Raw genomic sequence first — 21,511 nt, forward strand, 5'->3', positions numbered from 1 at the left:
ATAGCCAGAAATGCAAATTACGTCCATAGCGAATGCGCGCAAGGTATGGATGAAAGCTGCGGGGTGAATTTCCCAAAAAACTGACAAGAAAGGACGAGCCGGGAATTTCAACGGATGGACACGTGTTTTGCAATTGGGTTACACGTGCATAGTAATCACAAGTTTATGGTCGCCGAATGAAAGGAGAAACCATGTCCACCCGATCCGGACGTCATCTCACGCGTCGTGAATTCATGATCAGTTCCGCCGTGGCGGGCGCGACGGTTTTATTCGCCGGCCATCTCCACGCCGCGCCTATAGAAGGGAAGACTTTCACTATCCTGCACACCAACGACATGCACTCGAACTTGGTAGGGATGGGGCCTGCCCAAGATTACAGCCCGTTCACCCTTGACGACGACAAGACGAGGGGCGGGTATGCCCGGCTGGCTGCCTTGATCGCCACCCGGCGCAAGGAGCGCGAAAGACAGGGGCCTGTGCTCATACTGGACGCAGGCGACTACAGCATGGGCACAGCCTATGGCGCTGCCTCGCGTCAGGCCGGAGCCGAACTCCAGGTCATGTCCCTCATGGGGTATGACGCCACCACCTTTGGCAATCATGAATTCGACCTCGGTCCTGACGGTCTCGGCCAAGCCATTGGCGTTGCGGCCAAGGCGGGGCGCACCCCTGCGGTGCTTGCCTCGAACACCGACTTGTCGAATGACGACCCCGCACTGGATGAATTGCGACGCCTCGCCAAGCAAGGGGTGGTCCGTCGATACGTGGTGATCGAACGGGGCGGAATGCGCTTCGGCATTTTTGGGGTACTCGGCAAGGAAGCGACTTTTTATACCAGCGGTGGTTCGGCTTCGTTCCCTGACGCCATCGGGACCGCCAAAGAAATGGTGCGGATGTTGCGCGACACCGAGAAGGTGGATGTGGTCATCGCGCTCAGCCATGGCGGGGTTGAACTGGGACAGGACGGACGCTGCATCGGCGGCGACGATGTGCGCCTGGCCGAATCCGTACCGGGCATTGATGTGGTCATCGGCGGGCACAGCCATACCGAATTACGCGAGCCCGTCGTGGTCGACGGGCGCACGCCCGTGGTCCAAACAGGGAAATATGGGGAGTGTCTCGGCGAGCTGGTGATTACCCTGCGCGACGGCAAACCAAGCGTCGCATACTACCGGCTCCATCCTATTGACGATGCCATCCTTGGCGACCAGATAATTGCCTCTACCATTGAAGGGTTTAACAAGACCGTTACCGAAGCTGTCTTTGCCTCACGTGGCTACAGCATCTATCAGCCCCTCGCGATCGTGCCGCGCAACCTGCCAAACACCTACGCCGACATCGCCGCCGGCACCATCCTGGCCAATCTGGTCACAGACGCTTTCAGAAACGCCACCAAGGCGGACATCGGGTTCACGGCCAACGGCATGCTGCGCTCTCCTTTGCTTCGGGGAAAGTCCGGGGTGCAGACCGTCTACGACGTGTTCGCCGTGGCCCCCTTGGGGGCCGGAGTCGTGGATTCCACAGCCGGCAGCGCCCTCGTGACAGGCTATTTCACCGGCCAGGAACTGAAAAACCTGCTGGAGTTCCTGCTCATCGAAAACCCGGTTCACCCGGGCGAGTTCTTCCCGCGCGCTTCCGGCCTGCGGTTCCGTTACGACCCGTCTCGCCCGAAATTCGATGTCGTGACCGCCATCGAACTGGGAGACCTGGACCACGGCTACCAGGCCATTGACATCACCGGGAAGGACGAACGCCTCTACAGCCTCACCTGCCCCCTGTATCTCGGCAAGATCCTGGTGGCCATTCCCACGTACACGAAGGGTAAACTGGCCCTCGTGGCCAAGAACAAGGACGGCCGGCCACTCGTCTCGAAAGTCGAGGCCCTTAAAGCCCCTGGTCATTCCACGCCCGACCTGCTGCCACCGTCAGGCACGACAGACACAAGCAGTATAGCGACGAAGCAGGGGGCAGCCCATGTTCAGGAAATCAAGGAATGGCAGGCGATCATGGATCATCTGCGCAACCTCCCTGTCGCAAAGGGGGACGAACTGCCCCTGATTCCGGTGGATGCGCGCGCCGCCGAGATTCGAGCCCTGAAAGCTTAAACAATCCCAGAGATTCTCATTAAAGGAGCCGGTATGACCTCCGCGATAAAAGAGGCTCTCCGCCTGGAAGAAGCTCGGATCGGCAAGACGCCCTGGAAAAAGTGGGGGCCCTACCTCAGTGAACGTCAGTGGGGGACGGTGCGGGAGGATTACAGCGAGGGGGGCGACGCCTGGAACTATTTCACCCACGATCAGGCCCGCTCGCGGACCTACCGCTGGGGTGAGGACGGCCTCGCCGGAATATCGGACGACAAACAACGGATCTGCTTCGCCCTGACGTTGTGGAACGGTAAGGATCCCATTCTCAAGGAGCGTCTTTTCGGGCTTACCAACAGTGAAGGCAACCACGGCGAGGACGTCAAGGAGTACTACTTCTACCTGGACAGCACTCCTACCCATTCCTACATGAAGTACCTCTACAAGTATCCCCAAGCGGCCTTCCCCTACGCCGACTTGGTGGAGACGAACCGCCGCCGCTCCCGAGACGAGATGGAGTATGAACTCCTCGATACCGGCGTCTTCGATGGCGACCGCTATTTCGACGTCTTCGTCGAGTACGCCAAAGGCGAAGCGGAAGACGTCCTGGTGCAAATCACCGCTTGCAACAGAGGCCCGGAAGAGGCCGAGTTGCACCTGCTGCCCACCTTGTGGTTCCGCAACGACTGGGCGGCGTGGATTGCCAGACCTCAAGAGAAACCGAACCTCAAGCAGGTCATGGGAGCGGCGGGAACGAGTGCTGTTGCAGCAGCGCACCCGATAGCTGGGGAGTACACCCTGTACTGCGAGGGCGAGGCGCCGCTTCTCTTCACAGAGAACGAAACGAACTCCGAGCGCGTTTTCGGCACGCCCAATGCGTCTGCGTACGTCAAGGACGGAATCAATAACTGTGTAGTGCTTGGCCAAAAGGACGCAGTGAACCCCGAGAAGACTGGGACAAAGGTTGCCCCTCACTATCGGGCCATGATCGGTCCAGGCCAATCAGCGACCGTGCGTCTGCGCCTTACCGCCCAGGCACCGGCCGAAGCAGGCCAGGAAACCAAAGTTGTTGCAGATCCTTTCGGCACGGAGTTTGAGGAAACCCTCGCCGCGCGACGGCAAGAGGCGGACGAGTTCTACCACTCAGTGACGCCGCCTTCGGTCTCGCCGGATGCTGCCGACGTGATGCGCCAGGCCATCGCCGGCATGCTGTGGTCCAAGCAGTATTATTACTTTGACGCCAATCATTGGCTGCAGGAGCACCACGCCAACCCTCTCCAACCCGGGAGCCGCGAGTTCCGGAACCGAGAGTGGTACCACATGGTAAACGAGGACGTCATCTCCATGCCCGACAAGTGGGAGTACCCCTGGTACGCCGCCTGGGATCTGGCCTTCCATACGCTGCCAATTTCGATCGTGGACCCCGACTTCGCCAAGGAACAGTTGAAATTGATGCTGCGCGGAGTCTACCTCCATCCCAGCGGGCAGCTCCCCGCGTATGAGTGGAACTTCAGCGACGTTAATCCACCGGTACACGCCTGGGCCACCCTGTTCCTGCACCGCACTGAGCAGTTGCTGCACGGCAAGGCAGATGTCGATTTCCTCAAGTGGGCTTTCAACAAGCTGATGCTGAACTTCACATGGTGGGTGAATCGCAAGGACAGGTTCGGCAAGAACGTCTTCGAGGGTGGATTCCTCGGCCTCGATAACATTGGCATCTTCGACCGGAGCGCTCCACTGCCTACCGGTGGCTATCTGGAGCAGGCGGATGGCACGGCGTGGATGGCGCTCTTCACCCAGAACATGGGTGAGCTCGCGGTGGAGCTCGCCGCACATGACCCCATTTATGAGGACATGAGCTCAAAGTTCATAGAGCAGTTCCTCTATATCGCCAGGGCCATGAACCGGCCCGGTGGGGACGGCATGTGGGATGAGGAGGACGGTTTTTACTACGACCTTTTGAGGCTCCCGGACGGGAGTACGCATAGGCTCAAAGTGCGCTCCATCGTGGGGCTGCTGCCTCTGTGCGCCACCACGGTGGTCGAGAAGTGGCAAAGGGAAATCGTTTCGCAGGCAACCTCCATGTTTAACGCACGCTTGGGCCAGATGCCCGAGCTCCTGGAGTCCATCCACCCCACGGGTCCTGGGCATTTCGGCGTAGCCGAGCGGGGGATCATCGCCCTCCTCAAGCCGGAGCGTCTAAGACGGATTCTAACGAAGATGCTCGACGAAAACGAGTTCCTGAGCCCCTATGGCATCCGATCACTCTCCAAATTCCACGAGCAGCACCCGTATGTCTTACACGTGCATGGCCAGGAGTACCGGGTGGACTACCAGCCGGCCGAGTCGAACACAGGCATGTTCGGCGGCAACTCCAACTGGCGGGGCCCCGTCTGGATGCCGGTGAACGCGATCATCATCCGGGCGCTCCTGAGTTTTTATTTGTACTACGGCGACAACTTTACAATCGAATGCCCCACAGGTTCCGGCAAAATGATGAATCTCTTCGAGGTCAGCAAGGAAATTGCAGACAGGCTCAGCCGTATCTTTACCCGCGACGAGCACGGAAAACGACCAGTGTATGGCGGCACGGAGAAGTTCCAAAACGCCCCCCACTGGCGGGATCACCTCCTCTTCTATGAGTATTTCCACGGAGATAATGGCGCTGGACTTGGCGCCAGCCACCAGACCGGCTGGACCGGACTCGTGGCCAAGCTTATCCAGCTTTACGGCCGTCTAGACCCCAATCAGGCCCTTGAGATGGGTAGAGCGGCCTTGTTCCAGCGAGGCACGCCGGGCGTTTAGCGTGGATATCAAAGTCTTACTCAGGGGCAGGTGCTGTAACTCCAGGGCCTGCCCTGCCCTCTCGTTACTCGCTTACTGCTGCTGCAGTGACTGTGAGAGGCTGATAAGGTTTTGAGGGCTCACACGAATCAGCCCCCTATACCACAAAATCGAGTCTACGGATGTAAAACTCGATTGTTCTTTTAACCAAAAGCGGAAAAACTTTGCAATTTTTTATACATCCAATAACGTATCAGGAACAAAAAAAAGGCTCTCGAAGTCTTCAAGAGAGAAATGGGCATGTCGCCATATTGGAAAACGACGCCACGCAATAAATATCCTAACGAATCAAAAAGGTTTAACAGCGCTAGAGCAGCCAAAAATAACCCATAAACCAAAATGACATTTGCAATAATTTTGGCCCAACTGCGGCTTTTCATGACATCAAGAAACAATCGCTTGAGGGCAAGGGCTGCCAACAGGACACCCGCAGTAAACAGTTCCTTGACCGGCCAACCGATTTGGGTCGCTATGCCATAGGCGAACCCTTTTGGCGAACAGAGGGAAAACACAGGGCTTTTTGAAGCCCAGCCGCAACCCTGAAACAAAAAGAAAAAGGGTTACAGCCAGTTAGCTGTAACCCTGAAATCTTGGTGCCGAAGGGGAGACTCGAACTCCCACCCCCTTGCGAGGACTAGACCCTGAACCTAGCGTGTCTACCAATTCCACCACTTCGGCAGTGCGGTGCAGAAGAATGCGTTTATACAACCCCGCAGGGCTTGGCAAGAAAAAAATTGTCTGGCCCGCAATTTTTTTCGGGCCCTGAATCGAGGCCGGTTGAAGCCCGCCGCCTTTTGATATAGCACCAGGGGCGAGACGGGCCTTTACCCGCCACCCATTCGCCCATCGGACCATTCACAACTATGATTGTCGTCACCCGCGTCGAGGATATTCACGAAGCCCTGCATGGCGTTTGCCTCACCATCGGCAACTTCGACGGTGTGCATATGGGCCATGCCAAGCTGCTCCAGCGCGTGCGCGACCGGGCCGCAGCCACCGGACTCGTCAGCGTCGCCCTCACCTTTGACCCGCATCCCAGACGCGTCCTCCTGGGCAACGCCGCGCCGCCGGTCATCACACTCCTTGAGCACAAGCTCGAATGCATCGAGGCCAGCGGCGTCCAGGTCTGCGTGGTCCTGCCCTTTACCCGGGAACTGGCCGCCCTGGAACCGGAGGCGTTCGTGCGCGAGGCCCTGGTCGAAGGGCTATGCCTCAAGCAGCTGGTCATCGGCTACGACTACGCCTTCGGCAAAGGCCGCCGGGGGAATTTCGAGCTGCTCTCGGCCCTGGGCCAGAAATACGGCTTCGGCGTCGAACGCCTGGACCCGGTCATCATCAATGGGGCCGTGGTGTCCTCGACCCGCATCCGCGACATGGTCCAGGCCGGCAATGTCTGGGACGTGCGCCCGTTGCTTGGCCGCTTCCACCAGGTGCGCGGCACCGTGGTCCACGGCCAAAAACGCGGTCGCCAGCTCGGTTTCCCCACCGCCAATGTGGGCGTACGCGACGAGCTTGTCCCCCTGTCCGGGGTCTACGCCGTGTGGGTAGAGGTGGAAGGGACCATCCGGCCGGGCGTGGCCAATATCGGCAAAAATCCCACATTTGGCGACTTCGAGCTGTCTGTCGAGGCCCATATCCTCGATTTCAAGGGCAAAATTTACGATCAGCCCATCCGGGTCCATTTCGTCCAGCGCATTCGCTCCGAAAAGAAATTCTCCGGCCCGGAAGAACTCATCCACCGCATCCGCGAGGATATCGGTCTGGCCCGCATGATTCTGGCCGCACCCGATTCAAGGCCCTGATCCCCCATGGCTACTCCGACGCCGCGATCGAGACCCAAGTTCAGAGCATCATTTTTCAGACGGCCCCGGGTGGTGTGGCGACAGTTGTTGCGCCGCTACACCCATGTCGGCCTCATGCGCTGGCTGGTGCTCGGCATTGTGGCCGGCCTTGGCTCGGGCCTTTTGGCCATCGCCTTCCACGCCAGCCTTGAGGGCCTCACCCACCTGCTCCAGATGCAACTGGCCGGCGTATCCCTGCCCCAGCCCTCGGGCGAGGCCATGGAGGGCGGCTCGATCGGCCCCTACCGGCCCTGGCTCATTCCGGTCTTCACCACGGCGGTCGGCCTCATTACCGGCCTCTTGGTGTCCCGCTTCATTCCCGAGGCCCTGGACGGGGTCACTGACGGCACCGACGCCATGATCCGGGCCTTTCACCAGCAAAGCGGCGTCATCCGGCCGGCCATACCGGCGCTTAAAGGCGCAACCGCCATCCTGACCATCGCCGCCGGCGGCAGCGCCGGCCAGGAAGGCCCCATTTCCCAGCTCGGAGCCGGCCTGGGATCGCTTATCGCCCAGAAACTGCGCCTGACCGCCCGCCAGCGCCGCATCCTGCTCCTGGCCGGGGCGGCCGGGGGACTCGGGGCCATCTTCCGCGCCCCGCTTGGCGGGGCCATCACCGCCGTCGAGGTCCTTTATTCCGAAGATTTCGAGGCCGAGGCCATGCTGCCGGCGGTTGTCTCCTCGGTTGTGGCCTACACCCTTTTTGCCTTCGTCTTCGGCGGCACAGCCATCCTGGCCACCCCGAGCTATCGCTTCACCAACGCCTTCGAACTGCCCTTCTACCTCGCCCTGGCCGTGGTTGTGTCCCTGGCGGCCCGGCTGTTTATCCGCACCTTTTTCACCTTCAAATTCAAGATCTTCGGGGTGCTCAAAAAACGCTACGGCCCGATCCTGCCCATGGTGCTCGGCGGGCTGGCCATGGGCCTTTTGGGCTGGCGGTTTCCGGAATTGTGCGGCGGCGGCTATGGCTGGATCGAGCTGGCGGCCAACGGCCGGCTGGACATGCTGTTTCTGGTCGGGCTCTTTTTCGGCAAGCTGCTCGCCACCTCCCTGACCATCGGCTCGGGCCTAAGCGGCGGCATGTTCGCCCCGGCCCTGTTTCTGGGCGGCGCGGCCGGCAGTCTGGTCGGGCAGATCGGGCATATGCTTCGCCCGAACATCGTCACCCAGCCCGGCGGCTATACCCTGGTCGGCATGGCCACCTTTTTCGCCGGCGTGGCCCACGCCCCCATCGGACCGCTGATCATGGTCTGCGAGATTTCCCAGGGCTATGGCCTGCTGGCTCCGCTCATGCTCTGCTCAGCCATTGCCCTCGTCCTTTGCGACGACATTCACCTGTATGAAAATCAGGTGGACAACAAGTTTGCCTCCCCGGCCCACACCGCCGACGCCACCAATAACATCCTCGAATCCGTGCCCGTGTCCTCGGTCTTCACCCCGGGCCGGTCCACCATTTTAGAGGAAAGCGTCACCCTCAAGGCCCTGGCCGACATCATCGCCGGCACGAGCAATTTTGTCTTTCCGGTTAAAAACCACCAGGGGGCGTTGACCGGCCTTGTGGCGGTGCAGGACGTGCGCCACATTCTGTTCGAGCCAAACCTGCACGAACTGGTGCTCGTGCGCGACCTCATGCGCCAACCAGTGGTGGTCCAGCCGGACATGTCGCTCTATGACGCGCTCATGCTCTTTGTCGAAACGGATTTGAGCCAGTTGCCCGTGGTGGAGGCGACAAACCCCGACGCCGTACTCGGTCTGCTTGACCGCCGCCATGTCTTTACGGCCTATTCCAGCACACTCAAGGCCCTCAAAAATGAAGACTAATCCTCCCTCCGTTCGGTCCTGTGCGCTTGACAGCCCGCGCGGCCAACAGGTATTATTTTATATAGTTATCATATGAATTAACCGGCTATTCCTGCGTCGGCCTCCGCCGGTCCAGTCGCGTAACCGTTTGAGCTGCCGGGACGCATGCATCCCACAGCCAGGTCGCGTGCACTGTTTTGCACCCTCGAAAACCTGAGCGTCGCAGCAGGAGTGGCCATGCAGTTAAAAGCAAAATTCATCATACCAACATTGCTGCTCATCATATGCGGCATGTCCCTGACCACCTGGCTGACGTATACGCGCAGCACCGATACGCTCTCGGCACTGTCTGTTGAGAAAGCCAAAACCAATCTATCGGCCCTGTTGTCCATGGTCGATATCTGGATTGACGGCGCGCAAAATGAAGTCATCACCCTGGCCAAAACCGACGACGTCTCAGAGGCCTTGAGCAACGGCGACGCCGCCAGCAAAGCCCACGCCTTGTCCCTGGCCAAAGACGTCCTTGGCCGTCATCCGACGTTCGACAATATCCTTGTCATCGACGCCAAGGGCATCGTCGCCACAGCCACCAACCCGGTTCTCGTGGGAGTCGACGCCTCCGACCGAGAATATGTCAAAAAGACCCTCACCGGGCAAAACTTCATCTCCAACCCCCTCGTAAACAAGGATATAGGGAAAGTCGTTTTCGTCATCGCCGCCCCGATCCAACGCGACGGCAAGACCATTGGCGTGATCGCCGCCGGCATCCAGATCGAACGCTTTACCGAGCAGTTCGTCGCCCCCCTGGACAGCCCGGCCGGGAACGCCTTTGTCACGACGGCAGACGGCCTGACCCTGGCCCACCCGGACCGGTCGCTGGTCGGCAAATTCAACCTCTTGACCGACACGGACTTCGGCCGCCAGATGGCCGGCCAGTCAAGCGGCATGCTCGACGTCATGTCCCTGGGGAAAGCCAAACTCATTTTGTTCGAGAAATCGAAACGGACCGGCTGGCTGCTCGGCATGTCCGTCAACAAGGACGTCGCCTTTGCCGGCGCCCGCAGCCTGGGCCTGCATATCGTGTGGCTTTCGGCCGGAGTGGCCCTGTTCCTGGCCGCCGGCGTCTGGTTCATCCTCTCGGTCAACGTCCTGCGCCCGGTCGGGGCTTTGGTCGCCGCCGCCAAACGCATCGCCGCCGGCAACCTGGATACGCCCCTTAACGCCGACCGCCGCGACGAAATAGGCAGCCTCCAGCAGGCCATGGCCGCCATGGTCGTCAACCTCAAGGCGAAAATCGGCGAAGCCGAGGAACAAAGCGCCCGGGCCGCCGAGGAGACCGAAAAAGCCAAAACGGCCATGGAAGAAGCCGAGGCCGCCCGATCCCAGGCCGAAAGCGCCCGGGAACAAGGGATGCTCCAGGCAGCGGCCACCCTGGAAGGCATCGTGGCCGCCGTCAGCGACGCCTCCGAAGCCATTGCGACCCAGATAGACCACGTCAGCCATGGCTCCCGGGACCAGTCGCACCGGGTCGGCGAAACAGCCACGGCCATGGAAGAGATGAATGCCACCGTCCTTGAAGTGGCCCAAAACGCCTCCAAGGCTGCCCAGACCGCCGACACCGCCCGCCACAAGGCCAATGCGGGGTCGGATATCGTGACGCGCGTCATCGCCAGCATCGCCGAAGTCCAAAAAAGGGCCGAAGGGCTCAAGGTGGACATGACCGCCCTGGGGCAGCAGGCCGAAGGCATCGGCCACATCCTGGGCGTCATTTCCGACATCGCCGATCAGACCAACCTGCTGGCCTTAAATGCCGCCATCGAGGCCGCCCGGGCCGGCGAAGCCGGACGCGGTTTCGCGGTGGTGGCCGACGAGGTCCGCAAACTGGCCGAAAAGACCATGACCGCCACCAAGGAGGTCGGCCAGGCCATTGGCGACATCCAGCAGGGAACCCGCAAGAATATCGACAACGTTGAACTGGCGGCCGGCAAGATCAACGACGCCACCGCCCTGGCCGAGGATTCCGGCCAAACCCTCGGGGCCATTGTCGCCCTGGTCGACGCCACCACCGATCAGGTCCGCAGCATCGCTACGGCGGCCGAAGAGCAATCCGCCACCACCGAGGAAATCAACCGCAGCATCGTGGACATCAACCGGCTGGCCGAAGCATCGGCCACAGCCCTGGAACAATCCACCCAGTCGGTGTCCGAGTTGGCGAAGCAGACCCAGATGTTGCGGGGACTTATTGACGAGATGCAGGGCGGCGGCTCCGGGAGCAAACGCCTGCCGGCCGGAAGCCGCCGCCCGGCCCTGCCGGCAGCGCGCCGGTAAGACGCCGACGGCAGAACCGTCTGACGCCTCCGGCGGCCGGGGGGATGATACCCCCGGCCGCCGGCCCTTGGAGAAGTTTTTCAATGGTCTTTGGGACGAACCGGCAATCCGACCGACTGCCGACCAGATCGCCCTGCCTTGCCCGTGACGGGAATCACCGTTGCTCCGGCGTTTGGCCGCCGCCCGGATTGTGGCCGCTGCCGGCAAACATGCGCCGGGGCGCCCCGCCCCCCCGGCGACCGCCTGGAGGCTTGCCCCCCGGCCGCTTCCAGCCTATGCCTTTTGGGCAATCCCAAAACAGATTCCCGGAGCGGCCATGCGCATACGGACCAAGCTTTTGTGTTTCCTGCTGGTGGTGGTCATAACGCCCCTGTGCGCCCTGGGCCTGTACGCCTGGCACAAGACCGAAACCCTGGGCCAGGAGCTGGCCGAAAAAACCGCCGAGGCCCTGGAGGCCAACGCCGCTGGCGAGCTCGTTCAGACCGCCGACATGTTCGGCGAACACTGCGCTGCCACCCTTGATCTGCTGGAAACCTCCCTGTCGCTGACCGCCGACGCCGCCATGCACCTGCTCGACGTGCAAAGCCCCACGCCCCCGCCGCCGCTGATGCCCATGGACAGCGATTTCGACGCCGGGACCGTCACCGACGCCGTCCTCACCCCCATCGGCGGGTCCGACGTGAACGCCAGTTACGACCATATGGTCTTCCATCTCGCCCCGGGGCTGACCAGGCAAGCCGCCCTGCCGGAAATGCGGGCCATGTCCGGCCTGACTCCCTTTTACCGCACACTTTTCGCCCACCACAAAAGCCTCATGCAATTCGGCTACGTGGGACTGGCCTCGGGCCTGCACTGCGCCTATCCCGGCCACGGCGGCTATCCCGTCGACTACGATCCCAGGCGGCGGCCTTGGTACCAAAACGCTGCGGCCAAGCCCGGCGTCACCTGGGACGTCATGACCGACGCCGCGACCCGGCAGGTCGTGGCCTCCATGGCCCTGGCCCTGCGCACGCCCAATGGCCGGGTGCTTGGCGTGGCCGCCATGGACATCCCCATGGCCAAGCTGTTCCTGCAAAGCGACCTGTCCCGGACCTGGAGCGATAAAATGCGGTCCATGGTCGTTTCCCTGGACACGCAGGGGACGGCGGGCAAACCGGAACTGGCCATCGTGGCCTGCCGCGACTACACCCAGAAAAGCCGCGACTGGACTGCGCCGGTGGAACTGGAGCGCATCGAATCCCCGGACACGGCCACCCTGGCCGAAGTGACCCATGAACTTGCCGCCGGGCGCAGCGGCGTGCGCCGGCTGACCTACCGGGGCGAGGACACCTTCCTGGCTTTTGCCCCCGTCGCCAACAAGCGGCTGGCCGTGGTGCTGGCTGCGCCGCGCGAAGAGGTGGTGGCTGCGGCCGAGCAGGCCGAGGCCCGGGTCATCACCGCGGTCTCGGGACTGGCCGGGCAGATCGGCTGGTTTCTGGGCGGGGCGGTGTTGCTGGTGGCCGTGTTGGCCGTGCCGGCGTCCAAGACCGTCACCCGGCCGGTGCGCGAACTGGCTGATGCGGCCCGCAAACTGGCCTCCGGCGATTTTTCGGCCCGGGTCGCCCCGTGCGGACGCGACGAGTTGGGCGAGATGGCCCTCTCGTTTAACGACATGGCCCCGCAGCTTTTGGAACGGATGAAGCTTAAAAACGACATGGCCCTGGCCATGGAGGTGCAGCAGCACCTGCTGCCGGGCCGGCCGCCGGCCATGGACGGCATGGATATCGCGGCCTTGAGCCTCTACTGCGACGAAACCGGCGGCGATTATTTCGATTTTCTGGAATTTGCCCAGGACGACGCCACCCATGCCGATATCGTCATCGGCGACGTGACCGGGCACGGCGTGTCGGCAGCGCTATTTATGGCCACGGGCCGGGCGCTGTTGCGCGGCCGGGCCGTGGGCCAGCCCGGACCCGGGGCGCTCTTGACCGAGGTCAACGCCCTGTTGTGCCAGGACACCCACCTGACCGGCCGGTTCATTACGCTCTTTTTCCTGCGCCTGGACCGTTCGTCCAAGGAGCTGTTGTGGTGCCGGGCCGGCCATGACCCTGGCCTGCTCTACGACCCGCCAAGCGACAGTTTCGAGCAGCTCCAAGGCACGGGCATCCCGCTTGGAGCCGTTGCGGACTGGACCTATGAGGAAATGCGCCGGCCGTGGATCGCGCCGGGGCAGGTGCTGGTGCTTTATACCGACGGCATCCACGAGGCCAGGAGCCCGGGCGACGCCATGTACGGCAAGGAACGCATGGAAGCGGTGGTGCGCCGGGAAGCGGCCGGCCCGGCCTCGGCCGTCGTCAACGCCCTGGTGGCGGATCTGCGCGACTTCAAGGCCGGGTTGCCCCTGGAAGACGACGTGACGCTGGTGGTCATCAAGGCCACGGCGTAGCCCGCGAAAACGCGAAAGGCCGGGACAGCCCGGCCTTTGAAAAACCCCTCCCGACCCGCGCCGGCTAATCCCCGGCCGTGTCCCGGGCCGCTTCTGCGGCGGCCAGATCGGCCTCGGCCAACACCCGCATGGCTTCTTCGGCCAGCTCCAGAACCTCCCGGCCGTGGACGATCTCCACAATGCGCCGCATGGCCTCGGTCGGGTTGGGATGCTGAAACACGTTGCGGCCGATGCACGTCCCGGACGCGCCACAGCCCATGGCCGCCTCGACCATGGCCGCGAAACTCTTGAAATCCGCCCGCGACGGGCCGCCCGTCAGCAGCACCCGGGACGACGACGCAGCCACCGCCCGGCCAAAACTGCGCGCGTCGCCGGAATAGGGCACGCCCGTGACATCCGCCCCAAGCTCGGCCCCCAGCCGGATGCAGTGGTTGATAAGGCTCGGGTCCATCTCGTTGACCACCCGCTCGCCCTTGGGGGCAATAAGCGCCAGCACCGGCACGCCCAAGCCGTGGGCCTCGTCCACAATGGCCCCCATGTCGGCCAGCATCCGGTCCTCGAACTCGTTGGCGATATTGACCTGCACCGCCACCATGTCCGCCCCCAGACGCAGGGCCTCGACCGTGGAACACATGAGGCTTCGGGCATAGGGCGGCTGGCAATGCCGCGTGCCGCCGGAAAGCTGCACCACCGCGCAGACATCCACCGGCACATCCGCCACATGGGCCCGCATCGCGCCCTTGTTGAGCACTATGCCCTGCACCGGAAATCCCCCGACCATTTCCAACAGCCGGGGCAATTCCTCAAGGCCCGGCAACATCCCCTCCATGACGCCATGGTCCAGGGGGGCAACCACGGCCTTGCCCGAATGGGGATGGAACAGCCGAGCCAGCTTGCGATCACTTCCGTGCATGCATCCTCCAAAAAAACAGTCGTTATCTATCGGACCACAAGGCCCGCGCACCTTTTCGCGTCAAAAATCCCAGGGGCAGCCCGTGCCAGAAAAGCCCGGACCTCGCCGGCAGATCCCCGGCCGGCAGACTCTGGCCGGCAAGCAGCGCCTCGATACGGGAAAGCGTCTCCTCGTTCAAGCCCGGCCCGCCGCGCCCGATGAGCAGCCGGGCCCGGGCCTGGGGCCGAAACACCCCGGAGCGGTACGTGCCCAGAGCATAGCCCTGGTAGCGAAACCCGGCCGGCAACCCGGCCGCCCCGGCATGGAGGAAAAAGACCTTCTCGCCAAAGGCCCGCACCGCGCCCGGCGGCAACCCGGACAGGTCGCACCCGGCCGCCAGCAAGGCCCTCTCCGGCACAACCTCCCCAGGCAGGTCGCCGTCGTCAGCGGCAAAGGCCTCGCCCCCGACCTTCTCAAAAAGGGCCATATAAAAACCCTGGGCCGCCGAGGCCGCGCTGTCCACCCGCAACACCCCGGACACATCCCCCCGCCGCGCCGCCTCGAACACAAACCCGGCCGGCGCGGCCAGGGGCACAGCCCGAAGCGGCAGATGGTCCAGGGCAAACCGCGTCTGATCCTCATTTTCCGCCACATTGGTGGTGCAGGTGGAATAGAGCACCCGCCCGCCCGGAGCCAAAAGCCCCGCCGCCGTCGCCAGCAGCTTTCGCTGCAAGGCCACCAGCGGCCCAACCTTGTCCCCGGCCCAGATCTTGGCCGCCTGGGGATTTTTGTCCAAGGTCCCCCAGCCGCTGCACGGCGGATCAAGCAGGATATGGGTAAAGGACCCGGCCGGCAAAAGCGGCGACAGGTCCGTTGACGCGCACGTGGCCGTGTTGGCCAGATTTTCGCGCACCAGCGTCTGGCGCAACGTGGCCAGCCGGTCCGGAGACGGCTCGTTGCCAATGACAAAGCCCTCGCGTCCGACCAGCTGGGCCAGAAATCCCGTCTTGCCGCCCGGAGCCGCGCACATGTCGAGCACCCGCGCCCCTGGCGGCGGCGCAAGCAGCAACGGCGGCAGCATCGACGAGCGGTCCTGAATATGGATGTAGCCAAACCGCGCCGCCATGGACAACCCCAGGGCCACAGGCTCGGTCACGATGCGCCGGCACCACGGCGAAAACGGCTCGACCTCGGCCACATGCCCGGTGGCCGCCAACAGCGCCTCGACCAGCTCCCGCTCGCCCGACGCACACACCAGCCGGAAACTGCGGCCCGAACTCTCCCCAGCCTGCGCCACTGCGCCATTGCCATCACATACTGCCATGGACACACCCTATCCCGCCGGCCAGCCCTTGAAAAGCCCCGCCGCACCAGCCCGGGCCGCGAATCCTCCTTGCCAAACGCCGCCCCCCTGCATAGGTATTTCCCGCCAGCCACCAAAAGAGCCCAAGGAGCGTTCATGGATATCATCATGCAGCTCGTCGACATGGTCCTGCACGTCGACAGATACTTAAACGCCATCGCCGCCGATTACGGCACATGGACCTACTTCATTTTATTCATGATCATTTTTTGTGAAACAGGACTGGTCGTCACGCCGTTTCTGCCCGGCGATTCGCTGCTCTTCGCCACCGGCGCCCTGTGCGCCGGCGGCGTGCTCAATCCCAATATCATCTTCGGCCTGCTCGTGGCCGCCGCCGTCATCGGCGACAACCTCAACTACTGGATCGGCCGCCGGGTCGGACCCGCCGTCTTTGAACGGGAAAATACCCGCTTCTTCAAAAAAGAATATCTGCTCAAAGCCCACGCCTTCTACGAACGCCACGGCGGCAAAACCGTCATCCTGGCCCGCTTCGTCCCCATCGTGCGGACGTTTTCCCCCTTCGTGGCCGGCATCGCCCGCATGGCCTACGCCCAATTCCTGGCCTACAGCGTCGTCGGGGCCGTAATCTGGGTCTCCTTTTTCGTCTACACCGGCTACTTCTTCGGCAACCTGCCGTTTATCAAAAAGAACTTCAGCGTTGCCATCCTGGTCATCATCCTCATCTCGCTGCTGCCCGGCCTCATCGAATACATCCGCCACAAACGCGCGGCGGCGGCAGCGGCTGAATAACCGGGGCGTTGCCCCAGGCCCCACCAGGAGAGGCGCTGCCTCTCCTGGACCTCTCCGCCGGGACGCTGTCCCGGACCCTGGCAGGGCGCTGCCCTGCACCCGCCGGGGGGGATCATCCCCCCCGGACCCCCTGGATGGGGACGCATGGCGCGGTCTGGTGAAGGACCTGCTGCGGAGGCGGGAGCGCTTGGCGGCTTTGCCGCATGGTAGGTTGGAATTGGGGCTGCCGACACTCCCCGCGAAGCGCGGGGAGCACGGCGGCCCCAATTCCAACCTACCGGTTCGCCCGGGAAACCCAGGACATCATCTCCACATACGTCCCATCTTTCAAAAATGCGTCGGGGCTGATTTTGCGCGAGGCTTTGATCGCGCAAAATCAGCCCCGACGCTGGCGAGTTGGGGTCTGGAATTTGGCGGCTGGTCCCGGGCGGCTTCCGGCCGGGACCAGCCGCCAAATTCCAGACCCCATTCTCCGACGCCCACACACACCACACATCATCCCACCCGCTTGCCACCCCTATCGCAGGGGTCCGGGGGGATCATCCCCCCGGTGGGGTTCGGGGCAAAGCCCCGATTCGCCTTCTCCCCCCACGCTCACCTCAGGAAGCGGTTGCCTAGTGATGGTCCTCGGCGCTAGGCTTGGGACCGGGGGATTACCATGAAACGATTGGCGATAGCTGGAATGGTCGTGCTGGCCTTGGCCTGTGTGACGTGTCGGGGGCTGGCCTGGGCGGCGGATGCCGGTTGGCAGCCGTTGATTGTCAGGCTTGAGGCCGAGGGGCTCAACCGGGCCTGGCTGGAGCGGGTTTTTGCGGGGCCGGTGGAGTATGAGCCGTCGATCATGGCCCGCAAGGTGGACGCCATGGTGCGCAAGCAGTTCGAGCCCAAGCCCGCGCCGACCAAAAAAACGCTGGAAGCCAGTAATTACAAGTATTTTTTGACGCCGGCGGCCATCGACAGCGCGGTGCGGTATATCCGGGAGAACCGGGCGGCGTTTGAGCGGGCGCAGCGGGAATTTGGGCCGCAACCGGAGCTTATCGCCGCGTTTTTGCTGGTCGAGACAAAGCTTGGCACTTATCTGGGCGACCGCGATGCGTTAAGCGTCCTGGCCAGTCTGGCCCGGGCTTCGGATTTGACCCAGATCTCGCCGTTTATGAAGACGCTTCGGGGGGACGGCGACCGTTCGACCTATGCCGACTGGGCGGCCCGGGACCGGGCGGAATGGGCCTACCGGGAGTTGGCGGCGCTTCTGCGCTATGCCGCGGCCCAGAAACAGGCCCCGGGGACGATTCCGGGGTCCATTTACGGGGCGATCGGCATCTGCCAGTTCATGCCGAGCAATGCCCTGCGTTTCGGGGTGGACGGCGACGGCAACGGCGTACTTGATCTCTTCACGCCGGCCGACGCCATTGTCAGCGTGGCCAGTTATCTGCGCGGCTATGGCTGGAAGCCGGGCATGACCCCGGCCGAACGGGACAAGGTGGTTTATGCCTACAACCACAGCGACCTGTACGTGCTGGCGGTGACGACGGTTGCCGACCGCATCCGGGCGCGGCTGGGCAGCAGTTGAGGCCGGGGGTGATCAGGGATTGGGCACCTTGAAAAACAGGGGATCGGGCGTGCGGCTGGCCGAGAGGAAGCTGCCCTCGTAGTAGCCCTGGGTAAAACCGTCGCGGTAGCCGGCGTAGTAGACGCCCTGGGAGGTCATGCGGCTGCGGTTGGGACCGGAGCCCATGCGTCCCTTGGCCCGGGTGAGCATTTCCCGCCGCTGGGCTTCGAGACTGGCGATCCGCTCCCAGACCTCCTGGCGTCGATCAAGGCCAGCCGTTGCCTCATCCTTGGGCTTGGGGCTGCCCAGAAAGATGTAGGTCACGATGCCGATGATGATGATGAGCACCAGGATGTATTTCACGCCGCCGACCGCCTGGGGCAGACCTCTGGCGGCAGGCTGCGCCGACCGGACCTGATCCCCTTTTTCCTCTCATCGGAGCCGGCGGGGGCGCTCTTTAGACTGGGTCGGGAAAAGGCTGGCGGCTCTCGGCCCGACTGGCCGGGACGCCGTGTTTTTTGAGCAGGGCGTAGAGACGTGAGCGGGACAGGCCCGAGATGTCGAGCATCCGGCTGATGTCGCCGCCGTGGCGGGCGACGAGTTCGCGCAGGTATTGCGCTTCGCGGCTGTCGCGGAAATCCCGGAACTGCGGCAGCGGGGCGGCGGCGGACAGGCCCCACAGGCCGGATAAAGGCCCCGGGTCTTCGGTTTCGGCGGAGCGCCCGGTGACCCGGTTGCGGGCGGCCATGACCCGGATGTGCAGCGGCAGGTGCACCGGAAGCAGGGCGTCGTCGGCCGCAGCCAGGGCCAAGGCCCCTTCCAGGGTATTTTTGAGTTCCCGGACATTGCCGGGCCAGGGATAGGCCAGAAGCGCCCGGGAAAATTCGTCGGAAAGAGGACGTGAGGGCAGACCCTGGCGTTTGGCGGCCTGGGCGGCAAAGTAGCCGGCGAAATCGAGGATGTCGTCGGGATGGCCGGCCAGAGGCGGCAGTTCGATGCCAACGCCCTGCAAACGAAAGAGCAGGTCCTCGCGGAAAAGCCCATCCCGGGCCATGGCCTCCAAATCCTGGTTGGTGGCGGCCACCAGCCGGAAATGGCACGGCGTTTCCTCCAGCCCGCCCACAGGGCGCACCCGGCGTTCCTGGAGCACCCGCAAAAAGGCCTTTTGCACCGACAGCGGCATCTCAGCCACTTCATCCAGAAAGAGCGTCCCGTCGTGAGCCCGCAGCAGCAAGCCTTCGCGTTTGCGATCCGCCCCGGTATACACGCCCTTTTCCGAACCAAACAACACGCTTTCGACAATGGAGGCGGGCAGGGCGGCGCAGTCCACCACCACAAAAGCGCCGCCGCGGCGGGGGCTGCTGTCGTGGATGGCCCGGGCAAACAGTTCCTTGCCCGTGCCGGTGGCGCCGGTCAGCAGCACGTTGACGTCGCTGGCTGCGGCCCGGGCCGCCTGTTCGACGCACTGGGCGCGTCTGGAGTTGCCGCCGAGGATGCCGGGGAAACGGAAGGCCGCGGCTTGTCCGCTGGCCCTGCCGCGCAGCCGGTGTTCCATGGCGCTGACCAGCGGGGCGGTCATGGTTTTGACCGTGGGCGGCTTCTCGATATAGTCCCAGGCCCCTTGACGCATGGCCCGTTCGGCTCCGTCCGGGTCGCCCCAGCCGGTGATGACGATGACTTCCGGGCCGGAGGGGGAGCGGCGGATGGCGCTGATGGCATCGAGGCCGTTGCCGTCGGGCATGCGCACGTCGAGAAAGACCACGTCCACCTCGGCGTTGCCGGCCCGGCTGAGTCCTTCGGCCAGTGTCGAGGCCAGGGTCGGGGTATGGCCCAGCCGGCCCACCACCCGGGCCAGGGCGTCGCGGATGGTCTGGTCGTCGTCGATGATGAGCACGTTGCCCAAGGTGAGCCTCCGGGGCGTGCGGCTGGCCGCAGCGCGTCCCCCTGTTGGGATGACCATCCTAGCCGCGAACTGTCAAGGGTCGCAGGCCATGGCCCCGCCGGGTGGGGCTCAGTGCCCGGCGGGGCCATGCGAAGCGCCTTTGAGGCTCCTGCTTATTGGCCGACGCCGGGCTTTCTCGGCCAGCCTTCCAGCCCGAACATGTTGGGCGGCACCACATTATTGACGTTTAAGGCCCGGGCCTTTTCCAGATTGGCCCGGGCGCAGGCGGCATCGCCCAAACGCTGGCAGGCCACGCCCAGATTGTAATAGGCAAAGCTCAGGTAGTCCACGCAAAGCGGTTTGGTCACGGCCTGCTTGAGGATCAGGGCGGCTTCGGCGTTCTTGCCGGCCAGCAGCAGGTTCGTGCCCTGGGCGTACAGCCCCATGCCTTCCTTGGACGAACAGCGCCACCACGCCCTGGTCTTCTTGCCGGCCGCCTGCCGTCCGCCCATGGCGGCGTATTCGGCCTTGTCGATCTTCCCGTTCTTGTCGAGGTCAATGCGGGCAAAGGCCTCCAGGGTCAGTCCGGAATTGAAGACCACGATTTCCTCAAAAACGAGGACGCCGTCCTTGTCCTTGTCCACAGCGGCAAAAGGCGGTTTCTTCCAGGCGTGGGCGGTGGCGGCCAGGGCCAGGACCGTCAGCAGGACGGCGAGAAGCAACAGCGTGCGTTTCATGGGTCCCTCCTTCGGCAACAGGGTTGGCAGTCCGATAGGTTCCCATACCACAGGAGCGGACTTTTGGGCAGTGGGGAGAGCGGCGGCGGCGCAAAAAAAAGCGGGCCGAAGCCCGCTTGATCGCTTTCCACGTCCAGGCCGCCGCTCAGTTGGCGCTGGAGGCCTGCTGCGGCTTCAGGCCGGCCACGGTGTCGGGCCGGGCGAGCACGTCATTGGGCTGGGTGACGTATTTTTCAATGAGCGCCTGCCACAGCTTGTAGCCGTCGGGGCGCAGATGCACGCCGTCGGTGGTCAGGCTCTCGTTCAAGGCCCCGTTGACCGCGAAATGGCTGAAAAGATCAATGTAGACACAGTTTGGCATATCGGCGCACAGGGCCTTGAGGCCGCTGTTAAGCTCCATGATTTTCTCATTGGACAGGTCAGGCCGGTTGACCACCGGCAGCACGCTTTGCACAAAAATCATGGTCTTGGGCGACCCCTTGTTGATGCGCAGCAAGATCTCGCGGTAGCGGGCCAGGATGGCGGCATTGGGGCTGTAGAGTTCGTTTATGCCCTCAAGGATGAAGACCTTTTCGGGTTTCTGGCCGACCACCGGTCCCAGGGTCTTGAGAATCTTGGCCGTGGTGTTGCTGACCGCCGCCTTGTTCACCACGTCTTTAAACAGGCCCATGTGCTTCCAGCCGGCCGTCTGGCTGCCGCCCAGAAAAACCGTCTTGGCCAGTGCATCGGGCACATCACAAATAACCAGCGCCACCAAAACGACGCTCATCCGCAACCAGGCCGCAACCATCACTCCCCTCTCCTTACGCATACATCCTTGGCCCTGAGGGCAAACCGACACGGGGCAGCTGGTAGCATGACTCGAATCGATTGAAAAGAGTCGTTTTCCCCCGGCGGTTGGCTTGTATGCTGTTGCGGGCAGGTTCGCAATATTATAGAATTATGCCAACTTTCAACATCAGGCAGCACATACATGGCCACTGCCCGGCCATGACACCCTGCAACCGCACCGAACGCCC

15 protein-coding genes and 1 tRNA gene are annotated in these 21,511 nt (G+C 63.1%); 8 read left to right on the forward strand and 8 right to left on the reverse strand.

The window, feature by feature from the left end:
- The first annotated feature begins 191 nt into the window (after positions 1-191).
- Together NY78_RS09485 and NY78_RS09490 are read left to right on the forward strand one after the other, a co-directional pair.
- On the forward strand, positions 192-2,105 hold the full coding sequence (locus tag NY78_RS09485; protein WP_053062176.1) for a bifunctional metallophosphatase/5'-nucleotidase: 1,914 nt from the start codon (positions 192-194) through the stop codon (positions 2,103-2,105).
- Positions 2,106-2,138: 33 nt separating this feature from the next.
- Positions 2,139-4,886 carry an MGH1-like glycoside hydrolase domain-containing protein gene (locus NY78_RS09490; protein WP_043635089.1) on the forward strand — a complete coding sequence of 916 codons (2,748 nt, stop codon included), beginning with the start codon at positions 2,139-2,141 and terminating at the stop codon, positions 4,884-4,886.
- A 182-nt stretch (positions 4,887-5,068) separates the two neighbouring features.
- Here NY78_RS09490 and NY78_RS09495 read toward each other — a convergent pair whose 3' ends face one another.
- Together NY78_RS09495 and NY78_RS09500 are read right to left on the reverse strand one after the other, a co-directional pair.
- Complete coding sequence (locus NY78_RS09495; RefSeq protein WP_156180911.1) at positions 5,069-5,437, reverse strand: hypothetical protein; 369 nt, start codon at positions 5,435-5,437, stop codon at positions 5,069-5,071.
- Positions 5,438-5,516: 79 nt separating this feature from the next.
- A tRNA-Leu gene (locus NY78_RS09500) sits at positions 5,517-5,603 on the reverse strand.
- 185 nt (positions 5,604-5,788) lie between these two features.
- Between NY78_RS09500 and NY78_RS09505 the strand changes: the two genes are divergently transcribed.
- The 4 genes from NY78_RS09505 (at position 5,789) to NY78_RS09520 (ending at position 13,319) form a co-directional block, all read left to right on the forward strand.
- Positions 5,789-6,727, forward strand: coding sequence for a bifunctional riboflavin kinase/FAD synthetase (locus NY78_RS09505; RefSeq protein ID WP_043634854.1), 939 nt, complete (start codon positions 5,789-5,791; stop codon positions 6,725-6,727).
- Between the two features lie 6 nt (positions 6,728-6,733).
- Positions 6,734-8,587 (forward strand): chloride channel protein, encoded by a 1,854-nt coding sequence (locus NY78_RS09510; RefSeq protein WP_043634856.1) that lies wholly within the window; start codon positions 6,734-6,736, stop codon positions 8,585-8,587.
- Positions 8,588-8,803: 216 nt separating this feature from the next.
- Entirely contained in the window at positions 8,804-10,894 is a 2,091-nt protein-coding gene (locus NY78_RS25240; protein WP_047960114.1) for a methyl-accepting chemotaxis protein, read from the forward strand.
- Between the two features lie 316 nt (positions 10,895-11,210).
- Positions 11,211-13,319: a SpoIIE family protein phosphatase gene (locus NY78_RS09520; RefSeq protein ID WP_043635095.1), complete on the forward strand. Its 2,109-nt coding sequence runs from the start codon at positions 11,211-11,213 to the stop codon at positions 13,317-13,319.
- A gap of 64 nt (positions 13,320-13,383) precedes the next feature.
- Here the strand turns inward: NY78_RS09520 and NY78_RS09525 are convergent, their stop codons facing one another.
- Positions 13,384-14,232 carry a class I fructose-bisphosphate aldolase gene (locus NY78_RS09525; protein ID WP_043634859.1) on the reverse strand — a complete coding sequence of 283 codons (849 nt, stop codon included), beginning with the start codon at positions 14,230-14,232 and terminating at the stop codon, positions 13,384-13,386.
- Between the two features lie 22 nt (positions 14,233-14,254).
- Positions 14,255-15,535: an RsmB/NOP family class I SAM-dependent RNA methyltransferase gene (locus NY78_RS09530; RefSeq protein WP_043635097.1), complete on the reverse strand. Its 1,281-nt coding sequence runs from the start codon at positions 15,533-15,535 to the stop codon at positions 14,255-14,257.
- Between the two features lie 135 nt (positions 15,536-15,670).
- On the opposite strand from NY78_RS09530, the gene NY78_RS09535 reads away from it, so the two are divergent.
- Positions 15,671-16,324, forward strand: a complete 654-nt coding sequence (locus NY78_RS09535) for a DedA family protein (RefSeq protein ID WP_043634862.1) — start codon at positions 15,671-15,673, stop codon at positions 16,322-16,324.
- Positions 16,325-16,982: 658 nt separating this feature from the next.
- Entirely contained in the window at positions 16,983-17,894 is a 912-nt protein-coding gene (locus NY78_RS09540; protein ID WP_043634864.1) for a lytic murein transglycosylase, read from the forward strand.
- Positions 17,895-17,906: 12 nt separating this feature from the next.
- On the opposite strand, the gene NY78_RS09545 is transcribed toward NY78_RS09540, so the two are convergent.
- The 4 genes from NY78_RS09545 to NY78_RS09560 all read right to left on the reverse strand — a co-directional run bounded on the left by NY78_RS09545 (position 17,907) and on the right by NY78_RS09560 (position 21,282).
- A complete protein-coding gene (locus NY78_RS09545; protein ID WP_043634867.1) occupies positions 17,907-18,236 on the reverse strand; it encodes a hypothetical protein in 330 nt (109 codons plus the stop codon).
- Positions 18,237-18,330: 94 nt separating this feature from the next.
- Complete coding sequence (locus tag NY78_RS09550; RefSeq protein ID WP_043634870.1) at positions 18,331-19,776, reverse strand: sigma-54-dependent transcriptional regulator; 1,446 nt, start codon at positions 19,774-19,776, stop codon at positions 18,331-18,333.
- A gap of 152 nt (positions 19,777-19,928) precedes the next feature.
- On the reverse strand, positions 19,929-20,492 hold the full coding sequence (locus NY78_RS09555) for an EF-hand domain-containing protein (protein ID WP_043634873.1): 564 nt from the start codon (positions 20,490-20,492) through the stop codon (positions 19,929-19,931).
- A 145-nt stretch (positions 20,493-20,637) separates the two neighbouring features.
- A complete protein-coding gene (locus tag NY78_RS09560; RefSeq protein ID WP_043634875.1) occupies positions 20,638-21,282 on the reverse strand; it encodes a GDSL-type esterase/lipase family protein in 645 nt (214 codons plus the stop codon).
- Positions 21,283-21,511: the final 229 nt, after the last annotated feature.

The organism is Desulfovibrio sp. TomC (genome assembly GCF_000801335.2).
In the GTDB taxonomy this organism is placed as follows: domain Bacteria; phylum Desulfobacterota; class Desulfovibrionia; order Desulfovibrionales; family Desulfovibrionaceae; genus Solidesulfovibrio.